Genomic DNA, 16,575 nt, shown 5'->3' on the forward strand with positions numbered 1-16,575 from the left:
ACTGATTTTGGCTATTTTTTTCCATGATTCCCTTTGGGACCCATTCATTCGTTCTTGTTTTTTATGACTTTTGCCATTTGAATCAAAATGGTCGGAATCACTGCAAGACCATAGATGATGGCAATCTGACTGCCATTTAACGCTGTGACGGAAAAAAGTCTGGATAACAGCGGTACAAACATCACCAGGCTTAACAGGACCACTCCGGCAAGAAATGCCCCCAGACTGTACCAGTTTGTAGAAAAGCCAATCTTAAAAATAGAATATTTGCTTCTGCAGTTAAAACCGTGGAACAACCGGGATAAGGTCAGGGTACAAAATGCCATGGTACTGGCGGTCGCGGAGCTGCCGGTTTTAAGCCCCACATGGAAAGCCGTCATGGTACCTGCCGCAATCAAAGCTCCCTGCAAGAGCAGTTTCAGCAGAAACTCACGGGTCAGTATCCCCTCTTTGGGGTCCCTCGGCTTTTCCTCCAATAAATCGTGTTCCGCCGGTTCCATACCAATGGCAATTGCCGGAAGAGAATCCGTAAGGAGATTGATAAACAGCAAATGGACCGGTGCAAATGGAACCGGAAGCGCCATGACAGAGGTATAAAGAACCGACAGGATACCTGCTGTATTGCCGGATAAGAGAAACTGTATGGCATTTTTAATATTCCGGTAAACATTACGGCCGTTGGCCACCGCTTTTATAATCGTAGCAAAATTGTCATCGGACAGGATCATGGAAGCAGCATCTTTGGATACTTCCGTACCGGTGATTCCCATTGCCACTCCAATATCCGCCTTCTTAAGTGCAGGAGCATCATTGACACCGTCTCCGGTCATAGAAACGATGTTGCCCCGCCTCTGCCAGGCATCTACGATCCGTATCTTATTCTCCGGAGAGACCCTTGCATATACGGACGTCTTTGTAATATTCCGGTCCAGTTCTTCATCGGACATTGCATCTAACTCTGCACCTGTAACTGCCAGGTCTCCTTCTTCAAAAATACCGATCTGTTTTGCAATTGCCGTCGCCGTAATTTTATGATCACCGGTAATCATGACCGGCCGGATACCCGCACGCTTTGCATCCGATACAGCCTCCTTTGATTCTTCCCTCGGCGGGTCCACCATGGAGATCAGGCCGAGAAATGTAAATCCATTTTCTGAATTCAGGGAAAGCACATGATCCTTATCCACCTCTTTGTAAGCGAATCCAAGGACACGGAGACCATTTTCTGAAAACCTCTGATTCTGGTGCAGGATCTCTTCCCTGTCTTTTGGGGTCAGCTCCCTTACCCCTTCTGATGTACGGATATGAGTCATACGGTCTAAAAGGACATCGACTGCGCCCTTTGTGAGCACCGTAGGGACACCGTGAAGATGGTACTTTGTGCTCATGAGCTTACGGTCAGAATCAAAGGGAAGCTCCTCCAGACGATGCATCAAATCTCGTAAATAATGGTGGCTCACATTGACCTTTCCTGTCATTTCAAGAAGGGCGAATTCCGTAGGATCCCCGATCCCCTTTCCTTCCACAATAGCAGAATCATTTGTCAGAACCGCATCGTAAATCAGATACCGGTGAAGCTGGCTGCTGATGTCAAGTTCCTCCGGTTTTATTGTTTTTCCGTCAATATACACCTCCTGGACCGTCATCTTATTCTGAGTCAGGGTGCCCGTCTTATCCGAACAGATCACAGAAACACAGCCCAGGCTTTCTACCGCCTTTAAATCCTTAATAATCGCATGTTCCTTTGCCATTCTCTGCGTCCCCATGGCCTGAACAATGGTAACGATGGAACTCAGTGCTTCCGGAATCGCAGCCACTGCCAGCGCGACGGCAAACATGAGGGAATCAAGCAAAGGCATCTCCCGGTAAAGACTCAATAAGAACACAAGCGCGCAGATAACCATAATGACCATGGCAAGGCGGCTGGAGAACTGATCCATACTGGACTGCAGCGGCGTCTTCTTTTCCTTTGTTTCACTCATTAAGCTGGCAATTTTACCGATTTCCGTATTCATACCGGTTCCGGTAATCACCACAACGGCTCTGCCGTAAGTAACCAGACTGCCGGAATAGACCATATTGGTCCGGTCCGCCAAAGGGGCTTCTTCCTCTAACATACTATTATCTTTGTCCACATTGGTGGATTCTCCGGTCAGAGAGCTTTCATTGACCTGAAGGGAATAATTATTTAAAATCCTCCCGTCTGCCGCCACCATATCTCCGGCTTCCAGCAAAAGAATATCTCCGGGTACCACCTTTCTGGAATCGACTTCAATCTTTTGGCCATCCCGGATCACCTTTGCCGTTGGCGAGGAAAGGGACTTTAAACTTGCCAGAGACTTCTGGGCCTTTTCATGCTGCACAGTGCCCAAGATGGCATTCAAGATGATGACGGCCACAATAACCACCGTACTTTCTGTATTTCCGGAAAGCATGGAAATGACGGCAGCTGCAATAAGTATAATTACCAGAAGATCCTTAAACTGTTCGGCAAAGACCTGCAAAGTGCTTTTTTTCCTGCCCTCGGAAAGAACGTTCTCTCCCTTCCTGGCGAGCAATGCTGCGGCCTCCTCTGAGCTTAATCCTTCTTTTGTTGTATGAAGCTCTGTTAATACTTCTTCACCACTTTTTAAATACCAGTCTTTCAAACCTTCCTCCATTCTGCCGTCTCATTGGGACAGCCGCACCAAAATGCACTTCATTCTCTCATTATTATTGCCATAAAAGGAAAAAGAAAAAGACTCTCAATGCATTTATTCCAAAATAACAAAATACGAAGAATAAATACATTAAAAGTCTGGTAACCATTGCTGGCATGCACCACCAGGCTGCCTATAAAAGCCAGGATGTTGACAATGCATTAAAACTACTCCCTTTTAATGAAGCCTTTATGAAATTTAATATGAAGCTACTTCTTTAAGTAAGGACATTATACGTGGTAAACGGCAATTTGTCAATAAGATACCTGTAACCTTTCCGGAAGGATAAATCCATGGAAGGAAAGGTTAAAACGGAAGACATGTTTTGGGAAAAATCAATTCTATGGATCACATTAACAAGAATAAATAGGCTATATCCGTACATAATAGGAACCATTGATATAAAATGTACCGAATCACAAATTTTTTCTTGATATATAAAGGTAATATGCTACTATAGAAACAAAAAGGAAAGGATGCCGAATCCATGAACCATACCACTGTCCGAATCATTGAGATTGAACTATCCAGATTTAAGAATACCCACTATGGTCATATTGAGATGCCCTCTGCCATTGAGAAAAACTACATTTCAACAACTGCCGACATTCTTGGGATTTACGGTCAGAACGGGTCAGGCAAAACGGCCGTTGTAGAGGCCATGTCTGTAATTCAGATGCTTTTGACCGGGAAATCCCTGCCCAGGGAGACTGGTCATTATATAACGGAAGACCATGATTCCTGCAAGATCCATGTGAAATTCATGATACAGACCCCCACAAAATCAGCCATGGCAGATTACACGGTCCAGTTTCAGAAAACGCCAGACAAATCGCTTGAGATCTCTAATGAGACCCTGTCCACGTCTCTCTTTAACGGGGAAAGATTTGAAAGCAAGAAAAATCTGATTGATTATTCCCTCTCTTCCAAAGGTCCGGTTTTTACTCCCAAATACCGGTTTGACGAACTGGTGCGCAGCAATGAAGAAAACAGGATCAACTTAAGCGTTGCAAAAAAACTGGCCCAGAAAAATATGGTTTCCTTTCTCTTTGGAATAGAGGGCAGAAGCATTTTCTTATCAGCCCCCGATAATATTTCTGAGGATTACGCTTATATTATAGAAGCACTCCATCAGTATGCAAGCATCAATCTGTTTGTAATTACCAACGCACACTCCGGTTCCATCAGCATGAATTTCATGCTGCCCTTTGCTTTCCGGCTGGAAGTGGGGGAAAAGGTGGCGAAGGGAGAACTGCCCATCCGCCTTGACGGTCCCTCTGCCATTACGAAAAAACAATATGAAATCCTAAATCATATCATCAAAGACATGAATGCGGTCCTCTCCGCAATGATTCCCGGACTTTCCATCGGAATCCACAACTTTGGGGAGCAGCTTCTGGAAAACGGATCGGAAGGATTTAAGATTGAACTGATTTCAAAACGGGAAGACATTATCATTCCATTAAAATACGAATCCGAAGGAATCATCAAGATAATATCTGTCTTAAATGTATTAATGTGCATCTATAACCACCCTTCCATGTGCCTGATTATTGATGAACTGGATGCAGGCATTTACGAATACCTTCTGGGCGAACTGCTTACGGTAATGGAAAAAGGGGCCAGGGGACAGCTGATCTTTACCTCCCATAACCTGCGGGCCTTAGAGATGCTTCACAAGAAAAGCATTGTGGTTTCCACCACCAATCCGTTAAACCGCTACATGCGCCTGCAAAATGTGAAAAACAACAACAATCTAAGGGACTTATACTTACGAAGCATCACCCTGGGCGGCCAGCGGGAAGAGGTTTATGCAGAGACAGATACGGTTGAGATCAGCCGTGCGTTCCGCCGTGCCGGAAAGGGGGCTTTTGATGATTTCCAGAAGTAAAAAAGTAATTCTTTTCATTGCAGAAGGCCCCACCGATGAAGACACGTTAAGCCCTATCTTAAAAAAGATATTTCAGAATGAAGAGGTACGCTTCCATATCGTTCATGGCGATATGACCAGCAACTGGTCTGTCTCTGTAAACAGTGTGGTGAAGACTGTTTATCAGCATATTGAGACAGAGCGGAAACGGTACGGATTTCAGAAAAATGATATTCTGAAAGTCATTCATCTGGTAGATACGGATGGCGTCTTCATTCCCGAAAACCGTGTGCTCCTTAATCAGGGAAAAGACATTCAATATTACGAGGACCGGATAGAAACCCCGTTTCCCAAACGTGTTCTGGACCGCAACCAACGAAAATCCCAGATTTTAAACCGCCTTTCAGAAACAGGAAAAGTAGGTACTATCCCCTACCGCGTATACTATTTCTCCCGGAATCTGGAGCATGTCTTTCATAACAGAACCGGGAATCTGACCGATGCAGAAAAGGTCAATTTTGCAGATGATTTTGCAGACCGTTATCTCTCCGACCCGGAAGGATTCCTTTCCTTTCTTTCAGACAGCGATTTTACGGTTTCCGGCAATTATAATGATACCTGGGACTTTATTGCGCAGGGAGTGAATTCCCTGCACCGGCACAGCAATTTTCATCTGCTGTTCCATTGAAAACAGGCAGCAGACAGAACCTGTGTGCTCTGTCTGCTGCCTGTGATAAATCCAAGCGGATATTTATTCGTTTCCTTTTGTTTCTTTCTCTTCTTTTCCATCTTCTGCTTTTGCATTCAGATCGGTTGGCTTCATGCTTAAATTGATTCTGCCCATCTTATCGACTTCCATCACCTTTACGGTCACAACATCACCGATGTTTACCACATCCTCAACCTTTGCCACTCTCTTCTCAGACAGCTTAGAAATATGAATCATACCGTCTTTGTTGGGTGCCAGTTCTACGAAAGCGCCGAAATTCATGATTCTTACAACCTTACCTGTCATAATCTGTCCTGGCTCAAGCTCTGTAACGATGCTCTTAATAATCTGGATGGCACGGTCGATCATGGCCTGGTCGGTTCCGCAGACAGATACGCTTCCATCGTCAGAGATATCAATCTTAACGCCGGTCTCTTCAATGATCTTGTTGATGACCTTGCCCTGCTTACCGACCACATCACCGATCTTTTGAGGATCAATGCTGATCTGGTCAATCTTAGGAGCATATTTTCCAACTTCCTTGCGGGGTTCTTTGATTACTTTAGCCATAACCTCATCAAGGATGTAAAGTCTTGCTTCTCTTGTGGTACGAATGGCTTCTTCAATGATCGGTCTTGTTAAGCCGTGGATCTTAATATCCATCTGAATGGCTGTGATACCCTTGTGAGTACCGCCCACCTTAAAGTCCATATCACCGAAAAAGTCTTCCAGTCCCTGAATATCAGTAAGAACGATATAATCATCATCCGTCTCTCCCGTAATCAGACCACAGGAAATGCCGGCTACAGCCGCCTTGATGGGAACACCTGCTGCCATTAAGGACATGGATGAAGAACAGATGCTGGCCTGGGAAGTGGAACCGTTGGATTCCATAGTCTCAGACACAGTACGGATTGCATAGGGGAATTCTTCCACTGTCGGAAGAACGGGAACAAGCGCCCTCTCTGCCAATGCTCCATGACCAATCTCACGGCGTCCCGGACCTCTGGAAGGTCTTGTCTCGCCTACGGAGAAGGATGGGAAATTGTAGTGATGCATATATCTTTTGGAAGTCTCCTGATCGTCGATGCCGTCTAATCTCTGGCTCTCGGATAACGGAGCAAGGGTACAGATATTTAAAATCTGTGTCTGGCCACGGGTGAACATGGCAGAACCATGCACTCTAGGAAGCATATCGATTTCAGCCGCCAGATGACGGATCTCATTCATGGCACGGCCGTCCGGACGCTTGTGATCTTTTAAAATCATCTTACGTACCGTCTTTTTCTGATACTGGTAGATAGCCTCTCCCAGTACAGCAAGCCATTCCTCTTTATCAGCAAAAGCCTCTTCCAGCTTTTCAGTGATCTTACGGATGTTTTCTTCTCTGACCTGTTTCTCATCAGTGAATACGGCAACCTCCATCTCTTCCTGAGGTACTATTTCACGAATGGCTGCAAATAACTCTTCCGGTACTGCACAGCTGGTATAGGTGTGCTTTGGTTTTCCGCATTCTGCCACGATCGTATCGATAAATTTAATGATTTCCTGGTTTACTTCATGGGCTTTAAAGATTGCTTCGATCATCTTGTCTTCCGGTACTTCATTGGCACCGGCTTCGATCATAATAACCTTTTCTCTTGTGGAAGCAACCGTAAGAGCCATATCGGAAGCCTGCTTCTGAGCCTGTGTCGGGTTGATAATAAGTTCTCCGTCAACAAGTCCGATCTGAGTGGAGGCACATGGTCCATCAAATGGGATATCAGAAATGGAAGTGGCAATCGCAGAACCTAACATAGCGGTAAGCTCCGGACTGCAGTCCTGATCTACAGACATAACGATGTTGTCTAACGTAACGTCGTTACGGTAATCTTTCGGGAATAAAGGTCTCATGGGACGGTCAATTACACGGGAAGTCAAAATAGAATTCTCAGATGCCTTTCCCTCTCTTTTGTTAAATCCGCCTGGAATCTTTCCTACGGAGTAAAGCTTTTCTTCATATTCCACACTCAAAGGAAAGAAATCGATTCCATCCCTTGGCTTGTCGGAAGCAGTTGCGGTTGATAATACTACAGTGTCACCATAGTGCATGAACGCTGCGCCGTTTGCCTGCTTCGCTACTCTGCCGACATCAACAGTCAATGTTCTGCCAGCCAGTTCCATACTAAAACTCTTGTACATACTGGATCTCCTTTTACATAATTCATTAATTTATATTAAATAGCAGAAGATGCCGAAACTACTGATCTACGCGCAATACCGCCCGTTCTTGTTTTGATATACCGAACTTGAGGATGCGGCCCGTGAGTGGACAAGCAGATTCTGCCTTCGGCAGAATTCACAACAGCAGACTCGGGACATAAGTCCCTCGTTCGCGGTTGCTCGCCATAAGTGAGTCATTCGGACAGGGTATGCGAGCATATCCTGTCCGAATGACTCACTTATGGCTCTGCTTGTTACGCGCACATCAGCGGTCTCGGGGGATACTTCTACTTTTAACATTCTTTTCTTAATATACAGATAGGGTGGAGAAGTTCTCCACCCTAAATGGTTTATTATTTTCTGATTCCTAACTTCTCGATCAAAGAACGGTAGCTGTCTAAGTTTGTCTTCTTTAAGTAGTCAAGAAGACCTCTTCTCTGTCCAACCATCATCAGAAGACCTCTTCTGGAGTGATGATCTTTTGGGTTCTTCTGAAGGTGATCGGTTAATTCTGTGATTCTTTCTGTCAGAATCGCGATCTGTACCTCTGGAGAACCTGTGTCGCCAGCTTTTCTTCCATATTCAGCAATAATAGCTGATTTCTTTTCCTTTGAAATCATTTTGATTTCCTCCTTTAATGAATGATTCTCACCGCATACCAAGTACTGGTTGGAGTATCCAAGATACCGGGCATTGGCGCAAATTAATACTTGTACAGTTTACCACAGGGAAATTTGGTTGTCAATTATTTCTGTCAGCACAAAGTGGGAATATCCGACAAAAAGCACCGGAATCTGACCACTTATTTATAAAAATCCATATGTTTACGAAATTCTGTTTTTTTCATTTTCTGTATCAGGGAATCTCTGAGTTCTTTCAGTTCCACGTTTACCAGCTTCTTATTCTTTACCAGACATTCTCCTGCCACATACACGGCCTCCACATTGGAGGCATTGGCGCTGTAGACTAAGGAGGAATAGGGGTCGTAGACAGGGAACATATTGGCGGAACCGGTTTCAACCAGAACCATATCTGCCTGTTTTCCTGGCTCTAAGGAACCGGTCACACGGTCAATTCCCATCGCCTTTGCCCCCTTAATTGTAGCAAGGGAAACGATGGTTTCAGCTGGAAATGCGCTTCTGTCCTTTGTCTCATTTTTATGAAAATCGGCACACAGCTTCATCTGGGTCAGGATATCCAGAGTATTTCCGCTGGCAGGGCCATCGGTTCCAAGTCCTACGGGAATCTCATGCCCCAGCATGGCTGTGACAGGTGCAACTCCTTTTGCTGCCTTTGTGTTGGAGCCGATGCAGTGTGCCACCTTTGAACCTTTCTCTTTTAATAAAAGAATGTCCTCTTCCGTCATGTGGATGCAGTGTGCAGCCAGCGTCATTTCTCCAAGAACTCCAATGCTTTCCAGATACTGAACCGGCGTCATCCCGTAGTCTTTGCGGAAATACTCCATTTCATACTCCATTTCGGCTGTATGAATGGTAAAAGGTACACGATAAGAGGAATCGATCCGGTAAGCCGCCTGCAGAACTTCTCCGGAACAGGTACTGGTTCCGTGGGGAGCCACACAGGCCGTAATGCGGGGGTGGGATTCATATTTTTTTATAAGCCGTTCTCCATAAGCGATGGCCTCATAAGGATCTGAAAAATCACAGGCTCCCTCATCCATGATGGTCTGGCCCGCAATTCCCCTCATTCCCATTTCATCCATTGCCCTTGCAGCCTCTTCTTCATAATAATACATATCAAGGACGGAAGTGACACCGGAAAGCAGCATTTCCCCTGCGGCGTAACGGGTGGATAGATAAACCAGTTCCCGGTCCATGGCCTTTTGCTCCATGGGAAGCAAAAATACCCGAAGACGGTCCTTGCAGTCATCTCCCAGCCCCCGGAATGGGATCATTCCCATATGGGTATGAATATTGACCATTCCCGGCATTAAGATTCCGTTCTTTCCATCGATGAAATGAATCCGGGAATCCTCCGCTTCTTTTGGAAGTAACTCCATAGGTCCTGTTGCCAGGATCGTATCATTTTCAAACATTACAAAGCCCGGATTATGGATTTCCCGGGCTTCATTCATGGTTACCACAATTACATTTATAATTACAGTTTTCACACTTATCAACCTTTTCCCTTACAAACGATTATATTTTTCCACAAGAGGGACCTTTTTTTTGGTCTTCACATCAAACAATCCCTTGTCGCTTAACTTTAATTCCGGCGACACCAGAAGGGTCAGGGTGGAAATGGACATGATCACGTTGCTGTTTTCATATCCCATTGCTTCGATCTCCTGCCGGACTGCCCCAAGTTCTTTTGAAAGTTTAGAAATGCTCCCATCGGAGAGGATACCTCCTACGGGTAGAGATGCTGCTGCAGTCACCTTCCCGTTCCGGGCTGCTACATAACCGCCCTGCATATGGACTACCTGATTCTGGGCAAGGACCATATCCTTTACAGAATTTCCAATGACAAGCAGATTATGGCTGTCATGGCTCCAGGTGGTAGCCACCGCACCGGGAAGCTTAAAGGCATGCTCCAATAGCCCGTAAGCCATATCTCCCGTCTTTCCGTAACGCTCATAAACAGCCGCCAGGCACAGCCCTGCCTCCTGCCAGCAGAGGCAGCCCCCTTTCACCGGGACCTCCCGCTTTACGGAAACGATCTTTGTTCCCATATTTTGAATCTGCATCACATTTACAATAGCAGTTCCTTCTTCTATCTCACACCGGTTCAAGTTAAAATCCGATGCCAGAGCCAGACGGCATTTGACTGACTGGTAAAAGTGATCAGGAAATGCTGCCTTTGGTACCTGAACAGAGGGAGTATATGCTTTTCCGTTTTTATAAACCTTAGAAGGAACAAAATCGGCCAGGTTATCAAGAATGACCAGATCTGCCAGTTTCCCCGGAGCAATCATCCCCCGGTCATGCAGGCCCATTCTCCGGGCAGGAGTAAATGTCCCACAGTAAATCGCCTTTTCCGCCGGCATACCGTTTTCCACCGCAAGACGAAGGATCTGGTTTAAGTGGCCCTCTATGAGATGATCCGGCATGGTATCATCGGTTACAAGTGCAACATTTTCATAAAGATTATGTGCAACCACCGTTTCTACGACCTCAGGAGTCAAAGACTTTTTTTGAAGTTCTAAAAACATACCCATATCTGTTTTTTCAAGAACAGATTCTTTTGTCTGCTGGGTATGGTCTGCATCCACACCGCTCCCGATAAATGCTGCCAGTTCCTCCCCGGTAAGCGCCGGGCAATGGCCTTCGATCCGGAGCCTGCGCCCTTGCTTTTGACATAGCTTTACGATACGCTTGATCAGGGTATCCTCCAAAGAAACCAGGTCCGTGTCGTTCATCACCTCTCCAAGGCAAAGAATGCGGTCATCCTTTAAAAGCTCCATGACTTCTTCCTCCCCGATCCTGCCGCCGGAGGTTTCAAGCCCAGGGCTGGTGGAGGGAACACTGGAGGGAATCCCGTAGAAAATATCCAGCTCCGTCTCCTGTTCCATAAAACTTTTGATTCCTTCTAACCCGAATACATTTGCAATTTCATGAGGATCTGCAACCACAGCAGTCACACCGTGGGGAAGGACTGCGGATGAGAATTCCAATGGATATGTCATGGAGCTTTCGATATGCATATGAATATCGATAAGACCCGGTATGATATATTTTCCTTTTGCATCCACCACAAGACCGGCCTCATAACAGGAAGCAGGGGAAATGTCGTAAAACCTTTCCCCCACGATTGCAATGTCCGCCTGTTCAAAACATTGCCTGTATGTCCGGTAGACCCATCCATTCTGAATTAATAAGTCAACCTTCATATTTTCACTTTCCTTAGCTGTTGATAATACGGTTCCACTGGTCGATCCAATCACTTAAGATGGGATTTACAAAGGAATAATCCAGTACTTTGGCATTTTCTGCAACCGGGCCGTAAGTCATGCTGATGGCATTTGACTCTTCCACCTCTACCTGATTGTTGGTAGGCGCTTCATTTAATGCCTTTGCCGTCTTCGACTGCAGCTCCTTGCTCAAACGGTAGTTGATATAGGCATAAGCCAGTTCTTTATCCTTGCAGTTTTTGGTAATGCTGATGGTATTGAAATTCGCATAAGTCACCTCTGGAGTTACATAAGTCAGATTTGGATTTGCTTCTTTGATTGTGGGAACGCCGAAATCACCTACGATTGCTGCTTTGATCTCACCGGAAGTAAACATATTGATCAAGTCAGAAGACTTTGCATAGGTTTTTACCAGATTTGGCTTTAACTCTTCCAGTGCCTCAAACGCTGCTTTTCCATTATCGGTGGTTACGTCAACACCTTTGTAATCACTTGCCATATAAACCATGGCTGGACCGAAGGTGGTCGTGATATCAGGAATCGCAATGCTTCCTTCTAATTCTGCTTTCCATAAGTCATCAAAGCTCTTGATCTCAAATCCGACTGCTTCTGCATCATACATGATTCCAATGCTGTTGATGGTATAGGCAACTCCCTGGCCGGCTTCTGCCATGGTCTTTGCCGCACCGATCAGGTACTGGCTGTTTTCGATCTTGCTTAAATCAAGGGGCTCGAAAAGACCTTCTTCGATTCCCTTGGCAGTCATTGCCTGGGACAGCTCGATAACATCAATGGTGCTTTCCGCGTTGGAAGAAAGCTTGGTATAACGCTCGTTGGTGCTTCCTGTCTCTGTCACGATCTCGCAGCCAAACTGGTCCTCAAAGGGCTTGTACACTTCTTCTTCCGAAATATCTTCGCTTAAACCATAAGTAGATAAAACCAGTTTCTTTTCTGCTGCTGCAGTTTCCTTGTCTCCCTTTGGAGCAGCGCTCCCGCAGCCTGTTAAAACGATTGCTGCACATAAAGATAATGCCAATACTTTTTTCATGATTTGATTCCTCTCTTTTTATCATTGACCGGCGATACGCCGATGTTACCTATTGAACAAGGATCAGTTTTCCTTCCGGCAGATAAAGGCTTATGGCGGAGCCTTCCTCATAGGTTTCCTCCGCAGGTCTGTTTACCAGGAATTTTCCTGCTGCCGTCTGTACTTCATACTGATAGGTTTTTCCGAGAAAGGTTCTCACTCCAATGGTACCTTCCAGTATATTTTTCGTCTGTCCGGCTTCTGCCACACGGATATCCTCCGGACGTATGGTTCCCATGACTGTATCTTCCCCATGAGCCTGCTCTACCGTAAATACTGCTCCGGCTTCTGATTTATATACATCTCCCTGCTTTTTTAAGGGCAGAAAGTTTTCAAAACCGATAAATCTTGCAACAAACTCTGTCTTTGGCCTGTGATAGATATTTTCCGGAGTATCGAACTGTTCGATCACTCCCTGATTCATAACTGCCACCTTATCGGAGATGGAAAAGCATTCCTCCTGGTCATGTGTGACGAATAAGGTGGTGATCCCAAGCTGTTTTTGGATTCTCTTGATCTCCATGCGCATGTTGATGCGCAGCTTTGCATCCAAGTTGCTCAAAGGCTCATCAAGCAATAGCAGCTTCGGCTCAATGACCAGCGCTCTTGCCAGTGCCACTCTCTGTCTCTGTCCGCCGGACATCTGCTGCGGAAAGCGTCCGGAAAATTCCGTAAGACCGCATACCTCAAGAATGTGATTCACCTTTTTATCGATCTCTGCCTTATGAAGCTTTCTCATCTTCAGACCGAATGCCACATTGTCATACACGCTTAAATGAGGGAATAGGGCATAGCTCTGGAATACGATGCCAAAGTTTCTTTTATGAACCGGAACCTTTGTTAAATTTTCCCCATCCAAAGTAAACACTCCTTGCTCCGGCTCAATAAACCCGGCAACCACACGAAGCGTCGTAGTCTTTCCGCAGCCGCTCGGCCCTAATAAAGAAACCAGTTCTCCCTGGTTTACCTCCAGATGAAGGCCTTTTAAAATCTGTTTCTTTTTATCATAACGGACATCAATGTCCTGTAGTGTCATAAATGCCATGGTTTTCCTCCTATTTTGCCAAAGCTGCAATTCCCAGTGTTTTATCAACGATTACCATGAGAAGAACTGTTACCGCCATCAATACCACGGAAACTGCCGACACGGTAGGGTCATAATTATATTCGATGTAGTTCATTAAAGTTGCCGGAAATGTGGACACACCGGGACCTGTAAGAAACATGGAAACCGGAATATTATTAAAGGAGTTGATAAATGCCAGCATAAATGCAGCAGAGATTCCCGAAGTGATATTCGGGAGCACGACCCTGAAAAATGCTCCGGATCTTGTACAGCCAAGGCTCCATGCCGCTTCTTCCACGGAAAAGTCAAATTGGTCAAGGCTTGAGCCCACTACCCGGATCACATAAGGCAGTGTCACCATAAAATGGCCTGCCAGAAGTCCTGCAAATACCGGAATCCGTAAAGTCAGCACAAGAAACTGGTAAAGGACAAAACCAATGACTATGCCTGGAACAATGGTTGGAGATAAAAATACGGATTTTAAAAATCCTCTGCCTTTCATGCCGGATCTTGCCAGCGCATACGCGGCCGGGATTCCTACAAGAAGTGCGATCACCGTAGCAAGCAGCCCAATCTGAAGACTGGTTAAAAATGAGCTCCGAAAGGATTTTAAGGTAAATACATTGACAAACCATTTTACGGAAAAGGATTCAATGGGGAATGTGATGGCAGAGCCCTCTCCAAAGGCCGTTACCGTAATAATGACCAGCGGTACAATTAAAAATGCAAATACCAGCAGGGCAAACCCAGTAAGCAGTTTATTTTTACGCATGGCTTCCTCCTCTTCGGTCCAGTCTTGCTGCCAGAGCATTAAACCCTTTGATCACCGCCAGAGTCACGACGATCATGATTAAGGAAATCACGGCGGCGCCGTTCCAGTCGCCCACACTCATGGCTCTCTGGTAAATGAAGGTAGCAAGGACCATATTTTTATTCCCTCCCAAAAGCTGTGGAGTGGTGTAAGCAGTCAGGGTTCCTGTAAATACCAGGATTCCTCCTACAATGATACCCGGAAGACTCATAGGAAAAACCACTTTCATAAATGCCTTTAACCGGTCTGCCCCAAGGCTTACGGCTGCCTCCATCATGTCATCTCCGATATTTTCCATGATTCCGGCTACCGTAACGATCATTAAAGGAAGAAATAAGTATACGGAACCGATAATTATGGCAAAATCCGTATATAACAGCTTTACCGGCTTATCCACAAAACCGGCGGCCATAAGGAATTTATTCACAATTCCATTGCTGCCCAGAATGTTGATCCAGGCAAAGCTTCGGATCACCGAATTTGTCATCATTGGAAAAATAGAAACCGAAAGCAGAATCCCTCTCCATTTTTTTCCGCACCGGCTGATAAAATAAGAAGTCGGAACCCCTGCAGCCATACAGACCGCGGTTGTGATTACCGCTACCTTTACCGTTCTTAAAAAGATCTTCAGATAATATCCGTCCTTAAAAAAGTCCAAATAAGCGCTGAACGGATAATCTCCCATATTAAAAGTCGGTACCAGTACCTTCAAAAGCGGAAGGAACAGACAAACTGCCAGGATCACAAGTCCCGGCACCACCATGATAAATGCACTACTTTTCTTCATCTTTACCTCTCCATGCTTTCTATCTGTGATTCATTGGTTTTCCTTATGATTATTTATAAGTACAATTAATTTATATCTATACTTTTATTATAAATTATGATATACTGTACGTCAAATACATATAATCTATATTTTCTATGCATTAAAGCTATAGTTATAAGTTATTATTTATCACAAAGGGGAGACAATTATTATGGAATTAAAAGAAGCCAGATACATTATAGCCATTGCCAGAGAAAAGAACATCAGCAAAGCCGCCGAGACTCTTTTTATCTCCCAGCCGTCATTAAGCAAATATTTAAAAAACTTAGAGCAGCAGCTTGGCGCCCGTTTGTTTGACCGGATCGGAAGCAGCTATCATCCTACTTATCTTGGAGAACGTTACATTCACTATGCAGAAAAAATTGTGGAATACGGTATGGAATGGGATATTGAGTTTGATGATATTATGCACCAGAACCATGGACGCTTAAACATTGCCATTCCCATTATGCTTGGAAACAGCTTAATCGGACCTGCTCTTTTAAAATTTCACAGGCTGTATCCTCACGTTAAGGTAAATATGATGGAAGAAGTGAATTTTGTGGCAGAGCATACGCTGACGGACCACACGGTGGACCTTACCTTTTACAATGTCCATGAGTTCCCCACGGATCTGGAATATCAGGTCATCGGCAGGGAAGAGATGGTACTGATCTTATCCGCCGATAATCCCCTGACAGCCTTTGCAGAAGAAAAGGAAGGATTTCATTATCCGTGGATCGACTTAAGTCTGCTTGCCAAAGAACCTTTTATTCTTCTCTATCCGGATCAGAATACCGGCGGTCTGGCTCTGAAGCTCTTTAAAGATTATGGTCTGGAACCAAATATCCTTCTTCATACCAGAAACAGCGAGATGTCCATCCGCCTGGCCATAGAGGGACTAGGGGCCGCATTTGCACCGGAAAGTTATTATCAGCATTTAAAGAAACGGGAACCGAAAGAATCGGTCTGCCTGTCCATTGGAAAGGAGCGGATTGAGAATACATTGATTGCGGCCTATCAAAAAAACCGGTATCTTCCAAAGTATGCCAAAGCATATCTGGACATTTTGGAAGAATATTACAAAGAGATGCATTATTAAAATTATAAACAGATTTGTGAGCGGATAACAAAAAGGCCGAGGATCCCCACCTCAGCCTTTTTATTTGTTTTTCTTACGCCTGTCTGGCCAAGAGCTGCCTGGCCAGTTCCGCCGGCGATAACCCATTTTTTTCTGCAGCCTCCACAAACCTCCGGAGGTCTTCCCGTTCCTTTGCAACAATCAATTGCTTTTTACGTTCCTTAAGATAACCAATTCGAAAATCAATTTCCTTAATCTGCTCTTCCAGACTTGTTTTACATAATTCCCTCAGCATTATCGTTACCCTTTATTTTCCGTATTCAGTATTTCTTTAGACCCGTATCTGAATATCACCTTTCTTTTTGCATTTT

At 45.0% G+C, this 16,575-nt stretch carries 13 protein-coding genes; 3 read left to right on the top strand and 10 right to left on the bottom strand.

Annotation, left to right across the window (positions count from 1 at the left end):
- Positions 1–44 precede the first annotated feature (44 nt).
- Positions 45–2,660, bottom strand: coding sequence for a cation-translocating P-type ATPase (locus ACLTWA_RS06715; protein ID WP_412326829.1), 2,616 nt, complete (start codon positions 2,658–2,660; stop codon positions 45–47).
- Between the two features lie 526 nt (positions 2,661–3,186).
- On the opposite strand from ACLTWA_RS06715, the gene ACLTWA_RS06720 reads away from it, so the two are divergent.
- Both ACLTWA_RS06720 and ACLTWA_RS06725 read left to right on the top strand, forming a co-directional pair.
- The gene (locus ACLTWA_RS06720; RefSeq protein WP_412326830.1) at positions 3,187–4,590 is read left to right on the top strand and encodes an AAA family ATPase; all 1,404 of its coding nucleotides are present in this window, start codon (positions 3,187–3,189) and stop codon (positions 4,588–4,590) included.
- Complete coding sequence (locus ACLTWA_RS06725; protein ID WP_412326831.1) at positions 4,574–5,257, top strand: hypothetical protein; 684 nt, start codon at positions 4,574–4,576, stop codon at positions 5,255–5,257. The genes ACLTWA_RS06720 and ACLTWA_RS06725 overlap by 17 nt, the downstream gene beginning before the upstream one ends.
- 63 nt (positions 5,258–5,320) lie before the next feature.
- Here the strand turns inward: ACLTWA_RS06725 and ACLTWA_RS06730 are convergent, their stop codons facing one another.
- The 8 genes from ACLTWA_RS06730 to ACLTWA_RS06765 form a co-directional block, all read right to left on the bottom strand.
- A complete protein-coding gene (locus ACLTWA_RS06730) occupies positions 5,321–7,459 on the bottom strand; it encodes a polyribonucleotide nucleotidyltransferase (protein WP_412326832.1) in 2,139 nt (712 codons plus the stop codon).
- A gap of 374 nt (positions 7,460–7,833) precedes the next feature.
- Complete coding sequence (rpsO, locus tag ACLTWA_RS06735; RefSeq protein WP_412326834.1) at positions 7,834–8,100, bottom strand: 30S ribosomal protein S15; 267 nt, start codon at positions 8,098–8,100, stop codon at positions 7,834–7,836.
- Between the two features lie 182 nt (positions 8,101–8,282).
- A complete protein-coding gene (locus ACLTWA_RS06740) occupies positions 8,283–9,611 on the bottom strand; it encodes an amidohydrolase (protein WP_412326835.1) in 1,329 nt (442 codons plus the stop codon).
- A gap of 18 nt (positions 9,612–9,629) precedes the next feature.
- Positions 9,630–11,330: an adenine deaminase C-terminal domain-containing protein gene (locus ACLTWA_RS06745; protein ID WP_412326836.1), complete on the bottom strand. Its 1,701-nt coding sequence runs from the start codon at positions 11,328–11,330 to the stop codon at positions 9,630–9,632.
- A 13-nt stretch (positions 11,331–11,343) separates the two neighbouring features.
- Positions 11,344–12,399 carry a polyamine ABC transporter substrate-binding protein gene (locus tag ACLTWA_RS06750; RefSeq protein ID WP_412326838.1) on the bottom strand — a complete coding sequence of 352 codons (1,056 nt, stop codon included), beginning with the start codon at positions 12,397–12,399 and terminating at the stop codon, positions 11,344–11,346.
- A gap of 49 nt (positions 12,400–12,448) precedes the next feature.
- A complete protein-coding gene (locus tag ACLTWA_RS06755; RefSeq protein ID WP_412326839.1) occupies positions 12,449–13,483 on the bottom strand; it encodes an ABC transporter ATP-binding protein in 1,035 nt (344 codons plus the stop codon).
- Between the two features lie 10 nt (positions 13,484–13,493).
- A complete protein-coding gene (locus ACLTWA_RS06760; protein ID WP_412326840.1) occupies positions 13,494–14,276 on the bottom strand; it encodes an ABC transporter permease in 783 nt (260 codons plus the stop codon).
- On the bottom strand, positions 14,269–15,102 hold the full coding sequence (locus ACLTWA_RS06765; RefSeq protein WP_412326841.1) for an ABC transporter permease: 834 nt from the start codon (positions 15,100–15,102) through the stop codon (positions 14,269–14,271). Before ACLTWA_RS06765 ends, ACLTWA_RS06760 begins: the two co-directional genes overlap by 8 nt.
- Positions 15,103–15,295: 193 nt before the next feature.
- On the opposite strand from ACLTWA_RS06765, the gene ACLTWA_RS06770 reads away from it, so the two are divergent.
- Entirely contained in the window at positions 15,296–16,225 is a 930-nt protein-coding gene (locus ACLTWA_RS06770; RefSeq protein ID WP_412326842.1) for a LysR family transcriptional regulator, read from the top strand.
- Positions 16,226–16,298: 73 nt separating this feature from the next.
- Here ACLTWA_RS06770 and ACLTWA_RS06775 read toward each other — a convergent pair whose 3' ends face one another.
- The gene (locus ACLTWA_RS06775; RefSeq protein WP_412326844.1) at positions 16,299–16,499 is read right to left on the bottom strand and encodes a hypothetical protein; all 201 of its coding nucleotides are present in this window, start codon (positions 16,497–16,499) and stop codon (positions 16,299–16,301) included.
- Positions 16,500–16,575 lie beyond the last annotated feature (76 nt).

The sequence above is a fragment of the Lacrimispora sp. genome (assembly GCF_046972725.1).
Classification (GTDB): Bacteria; Bacillota; Clostridia; order Lachnospirales; family Lachnospiraceae; genus Lacrimispora.

Excerpts from the sequence above, each read along its gene's own strand:
- ACLTWA_RS06715 (WP_412326829.1), bottom strand. The coding sequence starts at position 2,660 with ATGGAGGAAGGTTTGAAAGACTGGTATTTAAAAAGTGGTGAAGAAGTA.
- ACLTWA_RS06765 (WP_412326841.1), bottom strand. The coding sequence starts at position 15,102 with ATGAAGAAAAGTAGTGCATTTATCATGGTGGTGCCGGGACTTGTGATC.
- ACLTWA_RS06770 (WP_412326842.1), top strand. The coding sequence starts at position 15,296 with ATGGAATTAAAAGAAGCCAGATACATTATAGCCATTGCCAGAGAAAAG.
- ACLTWA_RS06720 (WP_412326830.1), top strand. The coding sequence starts at position 3,187 with ATGAACCATACCACTGTCCGAATCATTGAGATTGAACTATCCAGATTT.
- ACLTWA_RS06750 (WP_412326838.1), bottom strand. The coding sequence starts at position 12,399 with ATGAAAAAAGTATTGGCATTATCTTTATGTGCAGCAATCGTTTTAACA.
- ACLTWA_RS06725 (WP_412326831.1), top strand. The coding sequence starts at position 4,574 with ATGATTTCCAGAAGTAAAAAAGTAATTCTTTTCATTGCAGAAGGCCCC.
- ACLTWA_RS06755 (WP_412326839.1), bottom strand. The coding sequence starts at position 13,483 with ATGGCATTTATGACACTACAGGACATTGATGTCCGTTATGATAAAAAG.
- rpsO (WP_412326834.1), bottom strand. The coding sequence starts at position 8,100 with ATGATTTCAAAGGAAAAGAAATCAGCTATTATTGCTGAATATGGAAGA.
- ACLTWA_RS06775 (WP_412326844.1), bottom strand. The coding sequence starts at position 16,499 with ATGCTGAGGGAATTATGTAAAACAAGTCTGGAAGAGCAGATTAAGGAA.
- ACLTWA_RS06745 (WP_412326836.1), bottom strand. The coding sequence starts at position 11,330 with ATGAAGGTTGACTTATTAATTCAGAATGGATGGGTCTACCGGACATAC.
- ACLTWA_RS06760 (WP_412326840.1), bottom strand. The coding sequence starts at position 14,276 with ATGCGTAAAAATAAACTGCTTACTGGGTTTGCCCTGCTGGTATTTGCA.
- ACLTWA_RS06730 (WP_412326832.1), bottom strand. The coding sequence starts at position 7,459 with ATGTACAAGAGTTTTAGTATGGAACTGGCTGGCAGAACATTGACTGTT.